Origin of the sequence: Pseudomonas sp. DWP3-1-2 (genome assembly GCF_049896285.1) — a bacterium.
Classification (GTDB): domain Bacteria; phylum Pseudomonadota; class Gammaproteobacteria; order Pseudomonadales; family Pseudomonadaceae; genus Aquipseudomonas.
Genome location: NZ_JAFCTZ010000006.1, coordinates 237420 through 261889, shown reverse-complemented (window position 1 = coordinate 261889; position 24470 = coordinate 237420). Strand labels below are relative to the sequence as shown.

At 60.0% G+C, this 24470-nt stretch carries 12 protein-coding genes; 4 read left to right on the top strand and 8 right to left on the bottom strand.

Features of this window, described 5'->3' with window-relative positions:
• Positions 1-98: 98 nt before the first annotated feature.
• Positions 99-6215 carry a dermonecrotic toxin domain-containing protein gene (locus ACP7B0_RS15970; protein ID WP_426142374.1) on the top strand — a complete coding sequence of 2039 codons (6117 nt, stop codon included), beginning with the start codon at positions 99-101 and terminating at the stop codon, positions 6213-6215.
• Between the two features lie 125 nt (positions 6216-6340).
• On the opposite strand, the gene ACP7B0_RS15965 is transcribed toward ACP7B0_RS15970, so the two are convergent.
• The 8 genes from ACP7B0_RS15965 to glnE form a co-directional block, all read right to left on the bottom strand.
• Positions 6341-7783: a lipopolysaccharide kinase InaA family protein gene (locus ACP7B0_RS15965; protein ID WP_426142373.1), complete on the bottom strand. Its 1443-nt coding sequence runs from the start codon at positions 7781-7783 to the stop codon at positions 6341-6343.
• Positions 7783-8562 (bottom strand): lipopolysaccharide kinase InaA family protein, encoded by a 780-nt coding sequence (locus ACP7B0_RS15960; protein ID WP_426142372.1) that lies wholly within the window; start codon positions 8560-8562, stop codon positions 7783-7785. The genes ACP7B0_RS15965 and ACP7B0_RS15960 overlap by 1 nt, the downstream gene beginning before the upstream one ends.
• On the bottom strand, positions 8559-9293 hold the full coding sequence (locus tag ACP7B0_RS15955) for a lipopolysaccharide kinase InaA family protein (protein WP_426142371.1): 735 nt from the start codon (positions 9291-9293) through the stop codon (positions 8559-8561). The genes ACP7B0_RS15960 and ACP7B0_RS15955 overlap by 4 nt, the downstream gene beginning before the upstream one ends.
• The gene (gene rfaP, locus ACP7B0_RS15950; protein ID WP_426142370.1) at positions 9293-10099 is read right to left on the bottom strand and encodes a lipopolysaccharide core heptose(I) kinase RfaP; all 807 of its coding nucleotides are present in this window, start codon (positions 10097-10099) and stop codon (positions 9293-9295) included. The genes ACP7B0_RS15955 and rfaP overlap by 1 nt, the downstream gene beginning before the upstream one ends.
• Positions 10096-11220, bottom strand: coding sequence for a glycosyltransferase family 4 protein (locus ACP7B0_RS15945; protein WP_426142369.1), 1125 nt, complete (start codon positions 11218-11220; stop codon positions 10096-10098). Before ACP7B0_RS15945 ends, rfaP begins: the two co-directional genes overlap by 4 nt.
• Positions 11220-12287, bottom strand: coding sequence for a lipopolysaccharide heptosyltransferase I (gene waaC, locus ACP7B0_RS15940; RefSeq protein ID WP_426142368.1), 1068 nt, complete (start codon positions 12285-12287; stop codon positions 11220-11222). Before waaC ends, ACP7B0_RS15945 begins: the two co-directional genes overlap by 1 nt.
• A gap of 1 nt (position 12288) precedes the next feature.
• Positions 12289-13323, bottom strand: a complete 1035-nt coding sequence (gene waaF / locus ACP7B0_RS15935) for a lipopolysaccharide heptosyltransferase II (protein WP_426142367.1) — start codon at positions 13321-13323, stop codon at positions 12289-12291.
• A 215-nt stretch (positions 13324-13538) separates the two neighbouring features.
• Positions 13539-16496: a bifunctional [glutamate--ammonia ligase]-adenylyl-L-tyrosine phosphorylase/[glutamate--ammonia-ligase] adenylyltransferase gene (glnE, locus tag ACP7B0_RS15930; RefSeq protein ID WP_426142366.1), complete on the bottom strand. Its 2958-nt coding sequence runs from the start codon at positions 16494-16496 to the stop codon at positions 13539-13541.
• A gap of 382 nt (positions 16497-16878) precedes the next feature.
• Between glnE and aceE the strand changes: the two genes are divergently transcribed.
• From aceE to ACP7B0_RS15915, 3 genes are all read left to right on the top strand, one after another.
• A complete protein-coding gene (aceE, locus tag ACP7B0_RS15925) occupies positions 16879-19524 on the top strand; it encodes a pyruvate dehydrogenase (acetyl-transferring), homodimeric type (RefSeq protein WP_426142365.1) in 2646 nt (881 codons plus the stop codon).
• A gap of 169 nt (positions 19525-19693) precedes the next feature.
• Positions 19694-21340: a dihydrolipoyllysine-residue acetyltransferase gene (aceF, locus tag ACP7B0_RS15920; RefSeq protein WP_426142364.1), complete on the top strand. Its 1647-nt coding sequence runs from the start codon at positions 19694-19696 to the stop codon at positions 21338-21340.
• A gap of 377 nt (positions 21341-21717) precedes the next feature.
• Positions 21718-24411, top strand: coding sequence for a sensor domain-containing phosphodiesterase (locus ACP7B0_RS15915; protein ID WP_426142363.1), 2694 nt, complete (start codon positions 21718-21720; stop codon positions 24409-24411).
• Positions 24412-24470: the final 59 nt, after the last annotated feature.

The following is a 24470-nucleotide window of genomic DNA, read 5'->3' as shown; positions in this document are numbered from 1 at the left end:
TTCTGCTTCTGATTGATTGAGCCAGATCCTCAATGGCCTCACGGCCTTCAATCAAACGTTGGCGCGCTTTTCAGGCGCCTGTCGAGAAGCACAATCAGATGCAAACATTGACCCCTGCCCCTCACATTCCTGCCAATACCTTGTCCTTGGCTTCCGCGGCTTTGAAACGGCTTGGTGAGCTGAGTGCTGCCCTGGCTACCGAATTGAAAGCACTTCCCATCCCCCCTGAGGCGTTGCTCAACGCCATTGCTTCGGCAGACTCCACCCAGAGGGAGTCGCAGGTTTTAAGCCTGCTGCAGCAGATCAACGGTTATTGGGACGCCCCAAGCGCCACCGGCGAGCGCCGTTATGACAAATTTCTGGCTGGCCTGAAACAGGCCCTGCGTGACGAAGTCAGCGTCAAGATTCATGAGCGGGACCTCGAACCGGCTTATGCCGACTGCCTGCCCGTCTCGCCGGGGCGGTCGGAAAATCCGTCGCAGCCGACGACTCAACACTTTTCCCTGCAGGTGCAGTTGCATGATGACGAGCTGGCCGACATCGCCGGTGCGCTGGTAATGTCTCAGGCGCAAGGCCACACATTACTGGTCCTTCCGGGGCTCGGCGCAACGGGCTTTGCCTCTCGGGCTGCCCTGCGTGAAACCCTCGCCCAGTGGCTCAATGACCCGCAGTTCAACGAGGTGCTGTTCAATAATCTGGCGCTGCGTCACCAGGATCGACTGGCAGCGATCAGCCAGGATGCGGACCTGCATCTGGAGCCGTTTACTGACTCCGACGTGCAGCTGCAGGCGCTCACGGGAGATCCCTATATCCACGCCTTCGACAGCCTGTTGGGTAAACAACGGGAGGATATTCGTTACGCCTGCGCAGAGGCGGCCAAAGTACCCGCGCAAACACGTCGGGCGCTTATTCAGAACGCCATCGCCATGCATGGCCGTTTCGGGCCTGTCGCGATGCTCCAGTGGCGTGAGTTGGCGAACCTTGAGGCCCGTTACCGACAAAGCCTGCCGGACTGGATCAAGATCGCCAGCAAGCAGGACCTGAACGACTACGCCGAGCGCCTGCGCCACTACGATGAAGCCCGTGCAGCCCTCTTGAGCGCCTTGGGCGCGGCGGCCTCTCCCGAGCAATTCGCTGACGTGAATCTGCGCACAAGAATGGCTGACGATCTGGGCATTGAGCTGGACCCAGGCGCTATCAGGGTCAGCACTGAGCGCACGCTGCCGTTGACGGGGGAAACGTACACCGTGTCCCGCTCGCTGGTGGAGCTGGCGTTGTACGGTCTGCATCCCGGCGATGGCGAGCCAGGGTCGGATTTCCTCACGCACACCACCCTCAGCCTGGACGGCGCTCCACTGCAGGCCGACGACTCCTCCCTGACCCCGGCCTACATCGCCGAGGTGATCAATGAGCTTGATCTGCGGGTGACCTTCGGTGCGTTTCAGCGCAAGACCTACGACAAAGCGCACAACCGGCAACTCATGCATGACCTGACCCGCAGGCAGATGAGCGCGCTGGCCTACGCCGCGAAAATGCAGGGCCGCATCCAGCCTGGCGATTTCGACATCTTTGAAGCGGCTTCGGCCGCGACACGGGGCGCAGCCGACCCGACGCTGCGCGTGCAACAGATCAAACTGAACAGTCGCCATGTAATGGGCAAATTGCTGGTGATTCGCAAGGAAACAGCGCTGGGCCAGCTCGACCGCCTGGTGTTGGTGGCTGCCGATGCGCCCTCGCAGAAGGCTTTCATGGCCTTCAATAATGAAGCCCGACTAGTGCACGAACTGGTCAGTTGGGCGGGCTCGGATGAGCTGCGCCAGTACCTGATCAAACAGGTGGAAACGTCTGCCCGCCCGGAACTGGAACAGCAACTGACGGCGCTGAGCCTCAAACCGTATCCAGCGGATGACTTCCTCCAGCTGATCGACCTTACGGATTACGACGCCGGTTTGCGCACCCTCACAGAAGCGCATGTGCGCGTGGCACTTTCCGAGCAGGCCAGCCACACGCCTGACTGGTATTTACAGGCCAGCGCGGCGCAACGCCAGGAACTGGTGGCACTGGAAGACGCCGCCGCCGGGGCACTGAAAAACTACGACACCAAGCTTCATACCCGCGTGCAACCGTTCAAGGACTATGTGCATGAGCGAGCCAGCCAACAGATCAGTCAGTTGCTGAATGTTCCAGCGGGCACGGTAGACCCGGATCTCATCGTGATCACCAGCGAGCGCGAGACGGTCAGCTACACCGACATGCTGCTCAACGGTTACGATGACGGCCTCGACTTCATCCACACCAGCGCCGATACGCAGGCGACCTTCAGCGGCCCGGAAGGCGTGAACCTCAGTGCATTGTCGCCGGGCAAAGTGGCAGGCTCGGTGCGCGGTAAATGGCTGGGCGACGATTACATTGCGCTGATCAGTCGCACGCTGCTTGCTGCTGACGGCGAAGGCTATGACTACCGTCGCAACACCAATTTACTGATTGCCCAATTGCAGATGAAAGCAGCGGCGCTGCGTAGCTGTCTCAAAGGACAAGTTAGCGAGCAACAGTATGCGTGGCTGAAAGACTCGATTGAACGCGCTCATCTGAGCGACCCGGAAAGCCGGGAGCAATACCCGTTGTACCCCTTGCAGATCCATGTGGATAAACCTTTTATCTCTTCTGGATTGAAGGGAGCCGACCAACTGGTTATCCCCAGCACGCAGTTGACCCACGTGGAAACGGTGCAAGGCTGTCTTGTGATCCTGCCAACGACTAACAGACAGCCCGCATTGCTGTACACACCGCAAGCCCCGGACGGCGTCGAGTTTCGCCTGTTTGGCGACTTCACCATTTCCCTCGGCGCGGCGGGCATGATTGATTACTACAAGGATCGCTGCCGTATAAAGGCGCGCAAGGCCTTGTCGTTTTTCCTGCACGACATGCTGCAAGGCAAGGCACACAAGCCACCGTTCATCCCCAAGGCGTTCATTGCCGATTTTGCCGGCACGTGCTTCAACCGGCCCATTGAACGCAAATTGCGCGATGTGAAAGAGACCACCACCGGACGAAACGACATGCTGTACCGAGTGATCTGGAGCAGCGTCGAGATCATCGCCACGGTTGTCACCTTGCCCTTCCCGCCGGCAAGCTTCGCCGTCGGTGCGTTGCTGTCGCTGCACGACAGCGTGCGCGCGCTCCAGGCTTTACGTGAAGGTGACAGTGAAGCCGCTGGTGCCTATGTGTTGTCTTCATTGCTCAACAGCCTTGGCGCGGTGGGCGACCTGCATTCCGGCCTGAAAGGCTTCGGCGGCCTGCTGCACCGGATCGACCGAGCCCCACATGGCAACGCGACGCGGCCCCCGCTCCTGCACCCGTCATCGTTGCCACGCTACGAAGATCTGTATCCGGTCCGCGTGCAGAACGAGCCGTTTCTGGTGGGCAAACCGAACGCCAACGGCCAAGCGCCGGTTTACCGCAGCGTCGGTCATTCGACCCGTGAAGTGAAACCCACCGGACAGTTCGCCACGCGAAAGGCCGATGGCACCTGGCAGCCTTCGGACGCCTCTGCAGCCACATCATCAACGCTCACAACCGGCGCTCGCCAAGAGCTGGCGGTCAACGTATCGCTGCAGGACATGCCGCGCCTGAGCGAGGGGCACAGCAAAGGAATCTGCAGGCTGGGAGGCAAGCATTACGTCGAGCTCTCCGGCAAAACCTATCAAGTTCACTTCGACCCGTCACTGCGCTGCTGGCAGATTGTCGACCCCGCCAACCCCTTTGCCTTCTTTGGCAAGCAGCCTGTGCGCCTGGATGATCAAGGCAAATGGCAGCTCATTGATCGCCATCAGCTGCGTGGCGGTGGGCTGGACGGCTCGCCGGGTTACCAGCCTTTGACGGAGGAAGCGGCAGGCTCCAGCACAACCGTCGCCAACCTGGCCGACTACCAATTGCCCGCCCCGCTGCAACCCCACCTGAATGTCATCCTGAGCGACACCCCATACGACCCGACCGGCATCGGCATTGCCGAATATTTCGAGTCTTATTTTGCCGAAATGCGCCAGACCTTCACCACACTTCGAGAGAAGCTATATCGGGATGCCGACACGTTTTTCGTCCAGCCGCCCCTTGCGGCCCGCCCCCCAGTACCCGCAACGCCACCCGCGGCCCTGGATACCCTGATCCAGGAGGTGTTCAGTCACAGCAATGGGCTAGTCCTGAGCGAAGCCCCGAAATCCGTGGCCAGTAAACGGCTGCTGATCCTCAACATGCCTTTGCTGGCAGAGCAGCGGGTGGAGGTTCTGTACATCGAGCATCTGTTCACCGACAAACACATGAATAAACTGGCCCGTTATCGTCAGTTGGGCAAAAAAAGCCGCGCAGGCTCCCATGAAATCAAGCATCACTTGGAAAGCCTGAACAGTGGCGCGCTGGATAACCAAACGACCGAATATGACTACTACCATGTGGTGAAAGCCGCCCACAGGCATGGCATCGAAGTGCGGCCGCTTAATTCCTCCATCAGCTATCCGTTCGCTGATCATCCGGTGGCAGCCGCCGCCAACGATGCGACCGCAACACAAAAAATGAGTCTGTTTTTTGGCCACAAAGTGATCAGCCACGATGTGGCGGCCGAGCCTTCCCGGCGCTGGATTGCCTTGCTGGACCAGCAGTTGGCGACCACCCACGGTGCGCTCCCCGGCATTGCGGAGCTGGAGGGTGCCATCAGCGTGCACATCAAAGACATTCCAGCGGGGCGAACTACGCGGGTCAGCACTGGCGCGTCGGCTGTGGACGCGACTACCCGCACCGACTTCACGGTCGAGCTTGCCAACCCAGTCATGATTGTGCCCACAACACCCTTGCCCGCGAGCACCCCACTGGATTTGGGTCTCATGAGGGAAATGGGTAGCACACAGAACATTGCAGCCGGGGAACTCTGGGGGGGCGAATATGGTTTCCGCTGGGATAACACCGACGGCTGGTCGCGCATCGAGCCCGAGAACTGGACCGCCAACCCGCCATCGACCGCCATCCAGCAATCGATCGTCGACGCCGCCTACGAAATGCCCACTGAAAACGCCGGTCTGTTGCACGATCTTGCAACATTCAAAAAGGGCGGACTCCACGAAAGTTATTTTTTTAACAATGTGGAAATAACCAAGGTCCGGGAGAGCTTTTTTACACGTCGCCGACAACTGCAACGTGATGCTCGCAGCATTGTGTCCGCCGAACTGCCTGTCAGGCCGACGCTTCCCGATGTTGACCCGCGAACCAGCCTGAGCGATTTTCTCCACACGCTGTACCAGCACACGGACGGCGTGGTGATTGGGGAATCCCATTTCTCCATCGCCAGCAAAAAGCTCATCATCGACAACCTCGGGTTGTTGTCCGAGCAGAACGTCAAGACCGTGTACCTGGAACATCTGTTGGCCGACCTGCATCAGGCAGACCTGGATCGCTTTTTCGAGACAGGCCAGATGAGCAAGACCCTGTTGCACGATCTGAGATATCTCGACAAGGGCCATCAGACTGACCCGGCCCGGATTTACAACTTCGAGCAACTGGTCATCCGGACGCGGGAGCATGGCCTGGAGGTTCGAGCCATCGACTGCTCAACGAGTTACCACCTCAAGGGCATTTCTGACGAAGCGCCTACCACCCGCCAGCAAATGATGAATTATTTCGCTTCCCGCACGATTGGCAAGCATCAGGAGGTGGTGGGTTCACGCAAGTGGATCGCGCTGGTGGGCAACAGCCACTCCAATACGTTCGAAGGGATCGTGCCGGGCCTTGCCGAGCTACAGGGCGGGATCGGGCTGCGGGTCAACGACGTCATGCCAGGCCAATCCAAAGGGGTGATACGGGACCCCGGCGAGTCAGTCCGTGTCGGCATAACCGATCGCAAAGTAGCGATCAAAGGCGATTACCTGGTGGAGCTGGAAGTGCGCAGGCCGGTCATTTCGGTTCGTCCGCCACAGGCGCTGCCCGTCGAAGAGCGACTTAGCCGACCCGGCAAGTTCCTGATCGAGCAAGACACAAGTGGCGGGCAGACCATCGTTCATCGCTCGCGGGATTCCCGGATTCATCGCACACCCGTACTCGTCGACCCAAAGGACCAGGTGTATGTGGATCGTCCGACCTGGACAGCGGTACACCTGACGCCTTACGACAACATGGACGCGCTGGTTGCAGCGCTTGAGGAGCTGAATCTGACAAGAGTGGCCCGATAATCGCGAACCCGTGGACCGGCTAAAGCCGGGAGGGCGTCGGTTCAGGCACCGGAAATGTAGCGCCTGATCGGCCTTTCCCGGCTAAAGCCGGTCCCACGGTTTGAAGCGCCTGTATTCCGATGCGCTTAAACCTCAACCTTCGGCAAGCGCTGCTCCAGCAACTGGTGCAGCGCGCTGTCTGCTGGCCAGTTGCGCATGAAGCGGGCTCTGTCTCGGGTGAACGCCGTGGCGAACGACGCTGGCGAGCTGTGCTGGCACATGGCGTCCAGATCAATCAACGCCCAGCGATCCTGATGCCAGAACACGTTGTGACCTTTCAAATCTCCATGGCTGATACGCTCGCCAACCAGTTGCGCGAACAGTGCATCCAGCGCCACCAGTTCAGCCTCCGGCGCATCGCCTGACTCAACGTAGGGCGCGAAGCGCTCGATGATGTCCGGCCCCGGCAGAAACTCGGTCACCAGATACGCCTTGCGACGCAAGCCCAGAAAACGCTGCTCCTGCACCGCCAGCGGTTTAGGCGTGGCGATACCCAGGAACATCAGGCGATTGCCTTCTCGCCAGGAATGCCATGCCCGGCTTGGACGCCAGAAGCGCTTGAGCCAATGAGCAAAATCCTTGATGTTGTAACGCTTGATGACCAGCGTGCGGCCATTGACTTCGACGCGGCCCACGCTGGCCGCGCCACCGGTCTTGTAAAGGTGGCCTTGATCGAGCAACGCATCGGCCTGCTCCAGCACTGGCAGCATGGCAGTCTCTTCTTCCCGGCGGATCGCCCGGAACCCGGAAGGCCTGTCAACCACACTGAACAGGCTGCAATCACGCCCGGTTTTGTCGAGAAAATCCTTCAAGCGCCAGCTGCGCACCTTGTCGATCTGCTTTTGCAACGCTTCCGTGGGCAAGCCATGTTCACCATTGCTGAGCAAGTAATGCACCGATAATTCTTCGGTGAACGGCTCGAACGCTTTGGGCAACTGGGCGAAAAACACGCCGAGGTTTTCCAGCACCTTTTGCCGGGACAACGGCTTGCCTGCTTCTTCGGCGCGAATTCCAGCACCGTCGATCAGGTACAACTTGCCGTTGTGGCGCAGCAGATTGTCCAGATGCAGGTCTTCCTGCCACAGGCCTTTGGCGTGCAGTTGACCGATCGCCGTAAGCGCTTGCGCCAGCACGACCTGCTGTTCATCGCTCAGCGGCGTCTGATGTTCCACTTCGGCCCAGGCGTCGCCCAGGCTTTGCGCGTGCTCAAGCAGCTCAAATAACAGCCAGCCGCCCTCGCCTTCCTGCAAACCGTCGGCCAGCAGCAGCGGTGTGGTCATGCCTTGCTGCGCCAGCAACCGGACGCCAGCCAGCTCACGCTGAAAGTGCCGGGCGGCCTTGGGTCCCACCAGCAATTTGGCCAGCACCGGACGCCCGCGCCAGACGCCGGCACCGACATAGCGTTGCCCCGGCAATACGCGCAATAGGGTCAGGAGGTGCAGTTCGGCCGGGCCAGCCGCGTCGGCCAGCGCCAGATTCATGGGCATCGCGGGCGTACGCCCGGCCGCCTTGAGTTCAGACAAACGCATCAGCGGGTCTCTTTCTGGTCATTGCGGCGCGAACCGCGTTTATGGCTGCCGCGCTTGCCCAAACGATCACACCATTGATCCACGACCGGGCTGTCCTTGCCCGATTGCAGATAAGCCGCCAGCAGCTCGCGAACATGGGATTCGGTCCACATGGGCGCGCGACGCAACAAGGGTTCCAGGTCCTTGGCCCGATCCCGCTTACCGAACAGCAAGGACCGGGTTTTTTCCAGATCAATCAGCTGCGCCAGGTAAGCATCGCCTTTGGGCTTGAGGAAAATATGCTTGGGGTAGAAACAACCATGAACCTGCCCCGCATTGTGCAACGTGCGCGCCAGCTCGCCGCAGGCGTGCAGAATGGCTGTTTGCTGGCGCGTGGTCAGTTCCGGCCATTGCTGCAGCAAGGTATCCAGGTCAGTCCAGCTGTCCAGCGCACGGGTCAAGAGAATCGCCCGGCGTTCGGGGCCTATCTTGCAGTCGCCATAGAACACCGCGTGCAGCGCCGGGATTCCGAGCTTTTCGTATAGGCTGATGTTGCGAAATTCCCGGGAGAACGACGGCTCGCCAAACGGGTGATGCCAGGTGTGCATCAGGTAATTGCTCTGGCGTTTCAGATAGAAACCCAGACCTTCCAGCTCCAGACGATACACGCTGCTCCAGCCGCCGCGGCCGGTATTGGGTTCATCGACGGCATCCAGCTGGACTTCCCACAGCGACTGAAAATCGGCCAGGCCGTGCCGTTCCAGCAAAGGCCGGTCGCTCTGCGCAATAAAATCGGTCATTCGCGCCCCTCAAAAAAGCTGACGATGTGGCGGATACGTTTCTTGTCGGAAGCGTTGAGTCGTGCCCGCTGCCGGTACTGCAAGTAAAAGCGCAGGCGCTGGGTGGCGGACAGGTGATATTTCGCCACTTTGTCCAGGCAGGCCAGATCCTTGGTGATCCGGTAGCGCAGCATAAAGCTCCACCAGAAGGCGCCGTTGGGGCAGTCGATCAGAAACAACGTGGCCTGATCGTCCACCAACAGGTTGCGCCACTTCAGGTCGTTATGGGTGAAATGCTGGTCGTGCATGGCGCGGGTGTAACGGGCCAGTTGGCGGCTGATGCCATCGACCCACTGACGATCGGCCAGTACCGGATCGTTGCGTAGCGCCAGTGCCGACAAATCTTCGGTGTTGGGCAGTTCGCGGGTGATCAACGCGCCACGGTCATAGGACGCGCCTTTGCGCTCCAGGCCCCAGGCGACGACTTCTGCGGTGGGAATCCCCCATTTGGCAAAGCGCTTGAGGTTTTGCCATTCGGACTTGACCCGTGGGCGGCCCAGGTAGCGGCGCAAGCCTTTGCCCGCGCCGACGTAGCGTTTGACGTAATAATTCACGCCATCACGCTGCACGCGGATCACTTCGGACAGGGGATCAAGGGTCAGGCGCTCGCCCTGCAAGGCGAACACGGCGTCCAGGCTGCCGAAATCTTCAGCGAGAAAGGTGTAGGCCGGCTCCAGGTTCCAGCCCGCCATCAGAGGGCATCCCCGTAGCGCACTTTGCGTTGATACAGCTTGTCGGCCTTGATTTCCAGCCAGCGCAACAGCCTGGCTTCCCGAGCGAGAATCTGGCGCAGCGGCTGCTGAAAATAGCCCTTGAGAAAACGCAGTTTGTCGCGGCGCGTCAGGCCGATGTCCAGCGCCGAGAAATACAGGGCGGCCAGATCCTTGTTGCGCCAGCGCGGGGTGATCGCCCGGCGGGTCTGGGCGCGATGCAGGTCGATCACCGACAGGCGGAAATCATCCGCCGTCACCGGCTTATCGGTGTGCAGCAGAAAATGGCAGATATAGCAGTCGCGATGATTGACCCCGGCGCGATGCATCATGCCGAGCATGCGCGCCACTTCAGCGATGAACGCACGTTTCAGGCGGGGCTCGGGCGGTTCGTTGCGCCAATTGATGCTGACATCTTCCAGGCTTTCCGTAGGGGCCAGTTCTTCGGTGACGATAAACGAATGCTGCGCCGCCGGATTACTGCCCCGCTCGCCATAAGCCACGGCGGTCATGGTCGGCACGCCGACTTCCTTGAGCCGCGCAATGGCTTCCCATTCCTTGCCCGCGCCCAGGACCGGCAGTTTGGCGGTCAACAGGTTCTTGGCGACTTCGCCCCAGCCGATGCCACGATGGATCTTGACGAAATACCCGCGACCGTCGACTTCGGTGCGCAGCGTGCGCCGACCTTCGAGTTCGCGATAGACCTGACCCTCCAGACGCTCGACTTCGGCAAACGCATCGCGTCCGGCCCACAGCGTCTTGAACGGCTCAGCAAGGAACAACTTCATGGATGGTGCTCCGCCAGAATCACATCGGCCGCGTGCTGCGGCATGCTGTAAAGGTCCGCCGTGTCGGCAAAAGCCAGACCGTTCCTGCCCCACGCTGCCCGTGCAGCATCATCGGCAAGCATCGTCTTCAGGTAGTGGTTGAGCTGAGCCTGATCGAACGGCTCGTCCAGCACCAGCCCGCTGTCGGCCTCGGCAATGTAATGGGCGTAACCGCATACCGCGCTGACCAGCACGGGCAGGCCAGCCACCAGCGCTTCCAGCAATACAGTGCCGGTGTTTTCGTTGTACGCCGGGTGGATCAGCATATCGGCCCCCATCAGGAAGCGCGGGATATCGCTGCGGCCTTTCATGAAGGTGACGTGATCACCCAGGCCCAGCGTGGCGCTTTGCAGTTGGAATACTTTGGGGTCGTCCTGGCCGATTACAAACAGGCGGGTACGTTTTTTCAGTTCGGCGGGCAAAGCGGCCAGCGCCTTGAGGCTGCGATCCACGCCCTTGGTCTTGAACCCGGAACCGATCTGCACCAGTAGCAAGTCGTCGTCGGCCAGACCGAACTCCTGGCGAAACTCAGCACGAATCTGCGGAGCCTCAGGCGGAGCGCGGCGGTCCTGGGCAATGCCCGGCGGCAGCAGGTGAAAGCGTGACAATGGCGTGTCGTAGTACTTGATGAACAGCGGCTGCTGCACTTCGGAAATCATCAGCACCTGGGTTTTAGCGTCCTTGGCGAACACCGCTCGCTCGTATTCGGCGAAATGGCGATAGCGGCCCCATTGGCGATACAGCGAGTGACGCAAGGTCTGCGCCTTGTCCTCGAAACAGCCATCGGCGGCGTAATACACGTCCAGGCCCGGCATCTTGTTGAAGCCGATCAGGCGGTCCACAGGCCGCTTGGCCAGATCCGCTTCCATCCAGGCGCTGAGTTTTTCATTGCGCCGATGGTTGAAGAACGCCTTGACCGGGGCAACCAGCACTTCGAAACCCGGCGGTATTTCGCCTTCCCATATCAGGGTGTAAACCCGGATTTGATGCCCGCGCTTCTGGCATTCAAGGGCGATGCGCATGAAGTCGCGTTGCAGCCCGCCGAACGGGAAGTATTTGTAGAGTACGAAAGCCAGTTGCATCAGACGGGTTCCTTTGCCAGCAACAGCGTGCCCAGTTGGCTCGCTACTCGCTCGGGATTCAAGCGAGTGAAGCACACGGGCCACTCGCGTTTCAGATCCAACTGACGGCGGTCTTCTTCCGTCGGTTGATACGTGCATTTCTTTTGCAGACAAGGGGCGCAGGCCGGGTAATCCGCGGCCAGATGCACCTGCGATTTGCCATAGGCGCCAGTCAGACCGGGGTTGGTCGGCCCGAACAGCGACAAGGTCGGCACATCCAGCGCAGCGGCCAGATGACCGATACCGGTGTCCACCGCGACACACGCCTGGGCGCTGGCCAGCACCCTGGCGACACCGGCGAGATTCAGTTTAGGCAAGACCACGACGTGCTCCAGCCCCTGGGCAATGCGTTCGGCACGGGCTTTTTCCGCCGGGTTGCCCCACGGCAGCCGCACGTGCAGGCCGCGCTCGAGCATGCGTTCGGCCAACTGCCGCCAGTACATCTCCGGCCAATGCTTGGTGGCCCAGGTCGTGCCATGCAGGAACAGCACGAACGCAGGCTCGTTCGACTCCGCCTGCAACAAGCGACCCCGAGCCAGCCCGTAATCACCCAGCCCGGCGGGCACTTCATAGCCCAACGCCTGAGCGAACAACTGACGCAGGCGCTCTACCGCGTGCTGCCCGCGCGCCACCGGATAGGCGCGATCATAAAAGCGGCTGCTCAGCGGCTCACGGGCCGATTGCTTGTCCAGCCCAGCCACGGGCGCATTCACGTAGCGGGTCAACCAGGCGCTTTTCAACAAGCCCTGGGCATCAATCACCAGGTCGTAAGGGGCGTCGCGCAGACGCTGTTTGAAACGTCGCCATTCGCCGGTCTTGAAGGTCTGCCAGAGGTTTTTGCGCCAGCGGCGAATCGCTACCGGGATGACTTCACCCACGGCGGGATGCCAGGTCGGAATTTCCGCGAAACCTTCCTCGACCACCCAATCGAATTGAATGCCCGGCAAGGCCCGCGCCGCGTCCGTCAGCGCTGGCAGGCAGTGGATCACATCGCCCAGGGATGAGGTTTTGATCAGCAAGACCCGCAAATCAGACAACCTCCACCGGTGTGCCGCCCATACCGGCCAGGGCGTTGATCACCGACTCAGGTTCAAGCAGGCGCAGACAGTTGTAGTGGCCGAAACGGCAAGTACGATCAAAGCAAGGGCTGCATTCGAGGCCCAGACGCACGACTTCCACCTCATCGGCCAATGGCGGCGTGAAAGCGGGGGATGTGGAGCCGTACACGGCAACCAGCGGACGATTCAGCGCCGCGGCCACGTGCATCAGGCCCGAATCGTTGGACACCACGGCATCGGCGCAGGACATCAGGTCGATGGCTTCAGCCAGGGACGTATCGCCGCTCAGATTGACGGCTTCTTCGCGCAGTCCGGGAATCAGGCGTTCAATAATGCTTTCGCCCACTGGATGGTCCTTTTTCGAACCAAACAGCCAGACCTGCCAGCCTTCGCGGATTTTCGCCTGCGCGACCTGCGCGTAATGCTCGGCGGGCCAGCGCTTGGATTCGCCGAACTCCGCGCCGGGGCAAAGCGCCAATACCGGCCGGTCCAGGGTCAGCCCGAACTTGCTCAGGGCGATGTCCCGGGTGGCCACGTCGATGCGCAGGCTTGGCCTGGGATACGGCAGCGGCAATTCAGCGCCCGGCTCATAGGCCAGGGCCATGAAACGCTCGATCATCAGCGGATAGCGCGCTTTATCGAGGGTTCGCACGTCGTTAAGCAGCACGTAGCGGAACTCGCCACGCCAGCCGGTGCGTTTCGGGATACCGGCGAAAAATGGTACCAGTGCCGATTTGAGCGAGTTGGGCAGGAGGATCGCCTGATCGTATTGCCCCTTCAGGGACTGACCAATCCGGCGGCGCGTGCCCAGTTCAAGGGCACCATGCCCCAGGGGAAAGCTCAGCGCGGAGCGCACTTGCGGCATGCGTTCCAGAATCGGCCGGCTCCATTCCGGTGCCAACACATCGATTTCGCATTCGGGATAACGCTGTTTCAGGCATTGGAACAGCGTTTGCGCCATCACCATGTCACCGACCCAGCTAGGCCCCACGATCAGAATTCTCATGCTTCTTCCAAAACGATCAGGGAGGCCGGTCAGACTGCGTGACATTCCCACACAACCTGTCGCCTCCCTGTCTTAGCTTTATATAGTTGCCCGGACGCCATCGTGGGACCGGCTTTAGCCGGGAAGAGACCCATGCATCCGACACTGAGTCAGGAGTGCCGCCTTCCCGGCTGAAGCCGGCCCCACAGTGCTGTTCAGTGAAAGAAACATCCGGCTTAACCCAACCCCAACTCACCCCAGATCCGCATCACTTCGCGCCGTTCAGCCTCGAACTGATCACCGCGGACCACACCGGCTTCGTTCTGCAATGCCTGGCGATGGGCGGCCGAGCGGTAGGCTTTATAGGCCTCGCGCAGCAGGTCGGCATCGGTGGCGGGCATCAGCCCGGCTTCTTCAAGGCCTTCCAGAATCCGGATGTTATCGGTGTAACGCAGCAGTGCCGGATGCTCCCAGGACCACGCCAAGGCCGCGTATTGCACCATAAATTCGATATCGACGATACCTCCGGCGTCCTGCTTGAGGTCGAACGGCGCCGTGGCCAGAAAGGCATTGGCACCGGTTCCCGCTGCGGTAATGCGCGTGCCGAGCGTGCTGCGCATCTTGGCCCGCATCTCGCTGACTTCCTGGCGCAGCCTGGGCAAGTCACGCTCGCGCCCCAGCACTGACGCACGGACATTTTCGAAGGCTTGCCCGACTTCGCGACTGCCCACCAGCACCCGCGCGCGCACCAAGGCCTGATGCTCCCAGGTCCAGGCTTCGCTTTCCTGATAGCGGGCAAATGCCCCCAGAGAACTGACCAAAAGACCCGACGCGCCGGACGGCCGCAGGCGCATGTCCACTTCGTACAACTGGCCCGAGTTGGTCTGCGTGGTGAGCAAATGAATGATCCGCTGACCCAGCCGGGTAAAGAACTGCGCGCTGTCGATGGGCTTCGCGCCGTCGGTTTCGGCCTGCGGATCACCGTCGTGAATGAACACCAGGTCCAGGTCCGAGCCATGGCCCAACTCGATGCCGCCCACCTTGCCGTAACCGACAATGACAAACCCCGGATCGCACAAGCTGCCATCCGGTCGCGAAGGCGTGCCGTGACGTGCAACCGTGTGGCGCCAGGCCAAAGCCAGGACTTGCTCCAGAATCGCTTCGGCCAGCCAGGTCAGGTAATCGCTGACTTTCATCAAGGGCAGGCTGCCGGTGATTTCCGACGCCGCAACCCGCAAGCGATGGGCCAGCTTGAAATGGCGCAGGGCTTCCATTTGCTGTTCCAGATCATCCTCGGGAATCCGCGTCAGGCGCTCGCGCAACTCGGCCGCCAGCTCAGGGGCCAGCGGCGGGCTGAACAATCGGCCTTCGTTGAGCAATTCGTCAAGCAACAGCGGGAAGCGGGCGATCTGTTCAGCGATCCACGGACTGGCCGCACACAGCGTCAACAAGCGCCGCAGCGCGTCAGGGTTTTCCGTGAGCAGCACCAGATACGCCGAGCGCCGCGCCACGGCTTCGACCAGAGGCAGCACACGCTCCAGCACCAGGTCAGGGTTTTCGTGCTCAACCGCCTGAGCCAACAGGCGGGGGATAAATGCATCCAGCCGCTCCCGACCCAGACGCTGCATGGAACGCAGTTGCGAGCTGTTGCGCAGATCAGCGAGATTTTTCAGGGCTTTATTGGCATCGACGAAGCCGCCGGCCAGCAGCTGACGGCACGCGGCGTCTTCATCCTGGGATTCTTCCCACAACGGCAGCCATTCCCCGCCGACCACCACTTCACCTTCGTCCACCTGCTCGTCATCGGGGTCAGAGTCCGGGTCAGCGATGACCTGCCGGAAATGCCACGACACGCGGCCACGCCAGTACATGAGCCGGGCATGGAAACTCTGCCAATCGTCAAAACCTAACATAAAGGCAATTCGTGCCTGATCTTGCTCACCCTCGGGGAGCATTTGCGTTTGCCGATCAGCAATGGCCTGAATCGCATGCTCGGTGTAGCGCAGAAATTCATAGCCCTGGCGCAGCTCGTCAGTCACCGCCGCAGGCAAATAACCCTGCCCTTCAAGGGTTTTCAGCACCTTGAGCAACGGCCGCTGTTGCAAGCTCAAATCCCGCCCGCCGTGAATCAGTTGGAAGGCCTGGGCGATGAACTCCACCTCACGAATGCCGCCCGCGCCCAGCTTGATGTTCTCGGCCATGCCTTTGCGGCGCACTTCCTGCTGGATCAGTTGCTTCATGGTGCGCAACGCTTCGATGGCAGAAAAATCCAGATAGCGGCGATAGACGAATGGCCGGAGCAAGTCGAGCAGGTGCTCGCCTGACGGTTGATCGCCGCCCACTACCCGCGCCTTGATCATGGCGTAGCGCTCCCAGTCGCGGCCTTGATCCTGATAATACTGTTCCAGCGCGTTGAAGCTGAGCACCAACGCCCCGGATGAACCGTAGGGCCGCAAGCGCATGTCCACGCGAAACACGAAACCGTCGACGGTAATCGGGTCCAGCGCCTTGATCAGGCGCTGACCCAGACGAATGAAAAACTCCTGATTGTCCAAGGGACGTTTGACGCCCACGGTTTCGCCGCCTTCGGGGTAGGCGAAGATCAGGTCGATATCCGAAGACAGGTTCAGCTCCACCGCGCCCAGCTTGCCCATGCCCAGAATGACCATCGGCTGCGCTTCGCCGCTGCGCCGCCCCGTGGGCGTGCCGAACTGCTGACAATGGCGCTCGTACAGCCAGCGATAAGCCAGATCGATGCAGCCATCGGCCATCTCGGACAGGTCGCGACAGGTTTCCACCAGGTCGGCCTGTCGGGTCAGATCGCGCCAGATGATCCGCACTTGCTGGCGCGTACGCTGGCGACGTAGATTACGCCCCAGCTCCTCTTCGGTGCTGGCGTCCGTTAACGCTCTGGCAATCTGTTCACGCAGTTCGCCCGGCTCAAAGCGACGCTCCAGCTCCCCGGAGTCTGCCAGCTCAAGGAGCATCCGGGGGTCGCGACAGCTCTGTTCAGCCACAAAATCACTGGCTGCGCAGACCCGGTCGAACGCGTGGCGGCGTGATTCAGGCCAGGCGTCGAAAAGGGCGGCGCAGCCCTCGGGCAGGTCGCCAATAGAAGTACGAAACGACTGCTGCGCCCGGGTGACTAAAGGAAGCAGGAGGGCCGGCAAATCGGCCAGCGAAGGTAGGCTCATGGTCTATCCTTGATCGGCGTGCGTAAGGCTATGTGCCGTGAGGTGAAGATCCACGCCACTTGCAGGACTGTCGAACAAAAGTCATAAATTGCTGGAATAGTAGTTTTTGCAGCAGCCAGCATCAGCTTTTAGTCCGAAAATATTTGTTTACCACCAACGGTTACGATTTATGTCACAACCTTAGAGGCGTGTTTTAGACGCTTACCTGTAGTTTTACTACTGACCCCATCACTCGAAAGGCTGAAATGGTCGACGATTTGTAGTAAAACTACACGCCGCCGGAACAACCTCCGGTCATCCAAGAATTTATGTCGTCTGCCCACAAGGCCAGTCGCAAACTCAGGCAACCGATTCTGGAAGCCTTTCCGCCCTGGAGCAAGCCATGCAAGACCTCGATCCCGTCGAAACCCAGGAATGGCTGGACGCCCTGGAATCGGTTCTCGACAAAGAAGGCGAAGACCGTGCTCACTACCTGATGACCCGTATGGGTGAACTCGCCACTCGCAGCGGTTCGCAGCTTCCTTATGCCATCACCACGCCATACCGCAACACGATCCCCGTTACCCACGAAGCACGCATGCCTGGCGACCTGTTCATGGAACGCCGCATTCGCTCGCTGGTACGCTGGAACGCGTTGGCCATGGTCGTGAAAACCAACCTGAATGACCCTGACCTGGGCGGTCACATCTCCAGTTTCGCGTCCAGCGCCACGCTGTATGACATCGGCTTCAACTACTTCTTCCAGGCACCGACCGACGAACACGGCGGCGACCTGATCTACTTCCAGGGTCACGCATCGCCAGGCGTCTATGCCCGTGCGTTCATGGAAGGCCGCATCACCGAAGAGCAGATGAACAACTTCCGTCAGGAAGTCGATGGCAAAGGCCTGTCGTCTTACCCGCACCCGTGGCTGATGAAGGATTTCTGGCAGTTCCCGACCGTTTCCATGGGTCTGGGTCCTATCCAGGCGATTTACCAGGCTCGCTTCATGAAGTACCTGGAACACCGCGGCTACATCCCGGAAGGCAAGCAGAAAGTCTGGTGCTTCCTGGGTGACGGCGAAACCGACGAACCGGAATCCCTGGGTGCCATCGCCCTGGCCGGTCGCGAAAAACTCGACAACCTGATCTTCGTCGTCAACTGCAACCTGCAGCGCCTCGACGGCCCGGTGCGTGGCAACGGCAAGATCATCCAGGAACTCGAAGGCGTGTTCCGTGGCGCTCAGTGGAATGTGACCAAAGTGGTCTGGGGCCGTTTCTGGGACCCTCTGCTGGCCAAGGACGTTGACGGGATCCTGCAACGTCGCATGGACGAAGTCATCGACGGCGAGTACCAGAACTACAAAGCCAAAGACGGCGCGTTCGTACGTGAACACTTCTTCAACTCGCCTGAACTCAAGGCCATGGTTGCTGATTTGTCCGACGACGAAATCTGGAAGCTCAACCGTGGGGGCCACGACCCGTACAAGATGTATGCGGCGTACCACCAGGCAGTCAACCACAAGGGTCAACCGACCGTGGTCCTGGCCAAGACCATCAAAGGTTATGGCACCGGTGCCGGCGAAGCGAAGAACACCGCCCACAACACCAAGAAAGTCGATGTGGACAGCCTGAAAAGCTTCCGCGACCGTTTCGACATTCCGGTCAAAGACGACCAGCTCGACGCCCTGCCGTTCTTCAAGCCTGAAGAAGGCAGCGCCGAAGCCCGTTACCTGAGCGAGCGCCGTGCCGCACTGGGCGGTTTCGTGCCACAGCGTCGCGCCAAGAGCTTCAACCTGCCGACCCCGCCACTGGAAACCCTCAAGGCCATCCTCGACGGTTCCGGCGATCGCGAAATTTCCACCACCATGGCCTTCGTGCGGATCCTTTCGCAGCTGGTCAAGGACAAGGAAGTGGGCCCCCGCATCGTGCCGATCATCCCGGACGAAGCCCGTACCTTCGGTATGGAAGGCATGTTCCGCCAGCTGGGCATCTACTCTTCCGTCGGCCAGCTCTACGAGCCAGTCGATAAAGAACAAGTGATGTTCTATCGCGAAGACAAGAAAGGCCAGATCCTCGAAGAAGGCATCAACGAAGCAGGCGCGATGTCCTCCTTCATCGCGGCCGGTACTTCGTACTCCAGCCACAACCAGCCGATGATCCCGTTCTACATCTTCTATTCGATGTTCGGCTTCCAGCGCATTGGCGACCTGGCATGGGCCGCTGGCGACAGCCGCACCCGTGGCTTCCTGATCGGCGGCACCGCCGGCCGTACCACGCTGAACGGCGAAGGCTTGCAGCACGAAGACGGTCACAGCCACATCCTGGCCTCGACCATCCCGAACTGCCGCACCTTCGACCCGACTTACGGCTACGAGCTGGCAGTGATCATCCAGGACGGCATGCGCCGGATGTTCGAAGAACAGCAGGACGTTTTCTACTACCTGACCGTGATGAACGAATCCTACGCACAACCGGCCATGCCGGCGGGTGTCGAGGAAGGCATCGTCAAGGGCATGTACCTGCTCGAAGAAGACACCCGGGAAGCGGCGCACCACGTCCAGTTGCTGGGCTCGGGCACCATCCTGCGTGAAGTTCGCGAAGCCGCGAAGATCCTGCGTGAAGAGTTCAACATCGGTGCTGACGTCTGGAGCGTTACCAGCTTCAACGAACTGCGTCGCGACGGCCTGGCCGTGGAGCGCAGCAACCGCCTGCACCCAGGCCAGAAGCCAGCGCTGAGCTACGTGGAAGAATGCCTCAACGGCCGTAAAGGTCCGGTGATCGCTTCGACCGACTACATGAAACTGTTCGCTGATCAGATTCGTCAGTGGGTACCCACCAAGGAATACAAAGTCTTGGGCACTGACGGTTTCGGCCGCAGCGACAGCCGCAAGAAACTGCGTAACTTCTTTGAAGTCGACCGCCACTTCGTGGTGCTGGCTGCTCTGGAAGCCTTGGCTGACCGTGGCGATATCGAACCCAAGGTCGTGGCTGAAGCCATCACCAAGTTCGGCATCGATCCTGACAAACGCAACCCACTGGATTGTTAAGAGTCTGCTTCGAGATCGTATAGCGCGCTGAAAAAGGACCGGCAAGGCAGCCGAGGATGCGGAATTTACTGTTCGTTAATGGATTAACGGTAAATGAGCATCCGACGCTGTCTCGTTGTCACTGCAAACAGTGCACACGAATGAACAGGTTCTCCGAAGGAGAGACATTGTGAGTGAGCTAATTCGCGTACCCGACATCGGCAACGGTGAAGGTGAAGTTATTGAATTGATGGTCAAGGTCGGTGATCGCATCGAAGCCGACCAGAGCGTTCTGACGCTGGAATCGGACAAGGCGAGCATGGAAATTCCTGCTCCCAAGGCCGGCGTCATCAAAACCATGAAAGTGAAGCTGGGTGATCGCCTGAAAGAAGGCGACGAGCTGTTCGAACTGGAAGTGGAAGGCGAAGCGGCCGCTGCACCCGCCGAAGCCGCTGCCCCCGCCGCTGCTGCCGCACCTGCTGCTGAAAAACCGGCTGAAGCAGCTCCGGCACCGGCCGCCGCGCCTGCCGCCGCCGCTGCTGAAACCGTCCAGGACATCCACGTACCGGACATCGGCTCGTCAGGCAAAGCCAAGATCATTGAACTGATGGTCAAAGTGGGCGACACCATCGCTGCCGATCAATCGCTGATCACCCTGGAATCCGACAAGGCCAGCATGGAGATCCCGTCTCCAGCCGCAGGCGTTGTGGAAGCCATCAGCGTCAAGCTGGACGACGAAGTCGGCACCGGCGACCTGATCCTGAAACTGAAAGTGGCCGGCGCTGCGCCTGCTGCTGCACCGGCTCAAGCGGCTGCCGCGCCTGCTGCCCCGGCCAAAACGGAAGCAGCAGCCCCGGCCGCCGCGCCTGCGCCAAAAGCCGAAGCTGCTGCGCCTGCCGCACAAGCACCTGCCAAAGACGGCGCCAAGGTTCATGCAGGCCCGGCGGTTCGCCAACTGGCCCGTGAATTCGGCGTTGAACTGAACGCCGTCAGCGCCACCGGCCCACACGGCCGCGTGTTGAAAGAAGACGTGCAGGTCTACGTCAAGGCCATGATGCAGAAGGCCAAGGAAGCTCCGGCAGGCGGCGCAAGCGGCGGCATGGGCATCCAGCCGATTCCGGAAGTCGACTTCAGCCGTTTCGGCGAAATCGAAGAAGTACCGATGACTCGCCTGATGCAACTGGGCGCGACCGGTCTGCACCGCAGCTGGCTGAACATCCCTCACGTCACGCAGTTCGACCAGGCCGACATCACCGATCTGGAAGCTTTCCGGGTCGCGCAGAAAGCCGTGGCCGAGAAAGCAGGCGTCAAGCTGACTATCCTGCCGCTGCTGCTCAAGTCCTGCGCATTCCTGCTCAAGGAGCTGCCGGACTTCAACGCCTCCCTGGCTCCGAGCGGCAAAGCGATCATCCGCAAGAAGTACGTGAACATCGGCTTTGCCGTGGACACCCCGGAAGGTCTGCTGGTCCCGGTCATCAAGGACGTCGACAAGAAGAGCCTGCTGGAACTGGCTGCCGAGGCCGCTGTACTGGCCGAGAAAGCCCGCAGCAAGAAACTGTCGGCCAACGAGATGCAGGGCGCCTGCTTCACTATCTCCAGCCTCGGCCACATTGGCGGCACCGGCTTCACGCCGATCGTCAACGCGCCTGAAGTGGCGATTCTGGGTGTATCCAAGGCTACCATGCAGCCCGTCTGGGACGGCAAAGCCTTCCAGCCAAAACTGATGCTGCCGTTGTCGCTGTCCTACGATCACCGTGTGATCAACGGCGCTGCAGCTGCACGGTTCACCAAGCGTCTGAGTGACCTGCTGGCAGATATCCGCACCATCCTGTTGTAACGGATGACTATGCAAACGCATTCAATTCATTTGAGTTGAATGCGTAATGGCATACATTCATACGACTATCCGCTTTATTCGAGCCGCCACGCTCGTACCTCAACCCCGCCAATTTGGCGGGGCTTTTTTTTGCCGGAAGTTGGGTAAAAATCTTGATATAGCGGTTAAGCATTTGTATCTAAACAACTACAAATCTGTACTTAAAATCAATCTGACCCGTTGCCCTTCAGAAGCGTGTTAATCAGCCGAAACATTTATAGCACTAAGCCATACTGCCCGCTTGTCAGCCCGAGCTGCATGATGCAACCTTGCCACACGCGATATTTAATAAGGGCCAGGGTCCGTGCGCGATCAGTATTACGAAAGCGAGTTTCTTCATGAAGAGTCAACCTGATGCTCCCGGTAGAACGGTGGCCGAGGTAGTGACTCAGTTACCCGTCCCGTCGCGGCTCGGCATGCTGCGTTTCGAACGGCTCAATGAAGCCAATTGGGCGCTGCTCTTTCTCGACCCCAATTGCGAAAAACAGCTTGGCGTTGCGGCTGTGGATCTCTGCGCCCTCGTGGGGTCACCCTATGCGAGCCTGATGGAGCCTGAAACCCGTTATCAACTGCACGACGCCATTCAACAGCAGCTGGCAGACTCGCTGCATTACCGGGTGAGCTACACGCTGCATACCGCGCGTGGACCACTTGGGCTGATCGAGATCGGCGAAGGCTACAAGCAACACAATCGCCACTTGTTGCGTGGCTACCTGATGGTCGTGGGTGACGTAGCGCCGCACAGTGAGAACACGTATTTACCTGATCTTGAAACCCAGAATTCGCAGTTGCAGATTGCTCTGCAACTCAACCAGCACGCCCAACAGGAACAGCTGGAGCACCTGGAGCGCGTACGTGCCCAACAGAGTTTGATTCTGCACCTGGCCCGCTACCGCTACAGCGCCAACAACTCGTTGCAGGAAGCGGCGCAACTGATCACCAAAAACGCCTGCGAAATCTACGACATCGCATGTGCCAGTATCTGGAATCTCAACGATAAGTGCCTTGAACCCATTGCCGAGTTCCGCATAGCCACCGGCGAGTACCGTTTACCGGACCCTATCGATATCAGCCGCTATCCGGGCTACCTGGAGGCGCTGCACAACAGCAGGGCCATCGACGCCAACGACGTCCGGCACGACCCTCGCACACGGGAAATGGCCGACAGCCTCACGCCGCGTGACATCAGCGCCATCCTCGACGCCAGCATCCGGATCGACGGGCAAGTGGTCGGCGTGCTGTGCCTGGAGCAAATAGGCACGCCGCGCCCATGGCAGTCCGATGAAATCGCCTTTGCCGGAGAACTGGCCGACCAGTTTGCCCAGGTCATCAACAACCATAACCGACGCGCAGCCACCAGCGCCCTGCACCTGTTCCAGCGCGCCGTAGAGCAAAGCGCCAGCGCGTTCTTGCTGGTCAACTGCGACGGCGTGGTGGAATACGTGAACCCCAGTTTTACGGCGATCACCCAGTACACCACCGAAGAGGTCCACGGGCAGAAACTGTCTGAGCTGCCGGCCCTGCAGAATCTTGGCGAGCTGCTTAAAGACGCCAACTCGGGCCTGGCCAAAAACAACAGTTGGCAGGGTGAGTTCAAGAGCCGACGCAAAAACCTGGAACCTTACTGGGGCCAGTTGTCGATTTCCAAGGTCTACGGCGATCACCGCGAGCTGACGCACTACATCGGCATTTACGAAGACATCACCCAAAGCAAACAGGCGCAGCAACGCATCGAGCGCCTGGCCTACACCGACAACCTGACCAACCTGGGTAACCGTCCGGCGTTCATTCGCAATCTGGACGAGCGCTTCTCCCGGGACAGCGACACGCCCATGAGCCTGCTGCTGGTGGACATCGACAACTTCAAGCGCATCAACGACAGCCTTGGCCACCAGACGGGTGACAAGTTGCTGATCAGCCTGGCACGCCGCCTGCGCAACACGCTGAACCCTTGTGACATCCTCGCCCGCTTTGCCAGCAACGAATTTGCGGTCCTTCTGGATAATTCGGGCATGGAAGCCGGACAGAACGTCGCGGCACAGGTTCTGGCCACGCTGGACAAGCCCATGTTCGTCGACAACCAGTTGATCAGCGTGACCGGCTCGGTAGGCCTGGCCTGCGCGCCGCTGCATGGCCGCGACCCCCAGACCCTGATGAAGAACGCGGGTCTGGCGCTGCACAAGGCCAAAGCCAACGGCAAACATCAGGTTCAGGTCTTTACCGAAGCGTTGAATGCCGAGGCCAGCTACAAGCTGTTCGTGGAAAACAACCTGCGCCGCGCCCTGACCCAGAACGAACTGGAGGTGTTCTATCAGCCCAAGCTGTGCCTGCGCACCGGGCGTCTGCTGGGCATGGAAGCCCTGTTGCGCTGGAACCATCCGGAAAAAGGCATGATCCGCCCGGACCAGTTCATCAGCGTTGCCGAAGAAACCGGTCTGATCATCCCCATCGGTAAATGGGTCGCGCGCCAGTCCTGCCGCATGAGCAAAAAACTGACCGCTGCGGGTTTCGGCAACCTGCAGGTAGCCATCAATGTCTCGCCCAAGCAATTTGCCGACCCGGAGCTGGTGAGCTCCATTGCCTCGATCCTCAAGGAAGAACAGCTTGATGCGTCGTTGCTGGAACTGGAACTGACCGAAGGTCTGCTGCTGGAGGCCACCGAAGACACCCGCCAACAACTGGACTCCCTGAAAAAAATGGGCCTGTCCCTGGCCATGGATGACTTTGGCACGGGTTATTCGTCGTTCAGTTATCTGAAAAAATTCCCCATCGATGTGATCAAGATCGACCGCAGCTTCATCCGCGATATCCCGGATGACCAGGACGACATGGAAATCACCTCGGCGGTGATCGCCATGGCCCACAACCTCAAGCTCAAGGTCGTGGCCGAAGGCATCGAGACCGCCGCACAACTGGCCTTCCTGCGTCGCCATCGTTGCGATGTGGGCCAGGGCTACCTGTTCGATCGCCCGATTCCCGGTGAGGAGCTGATCGAAAAGCTGCGCCGATACCCTCGTGGACCGCTGGCCTGACAAGCCCTTCCCTGTTCCCGGATGTTTCGGGCACACTACCTGCAGCCTTCAACCCGAAT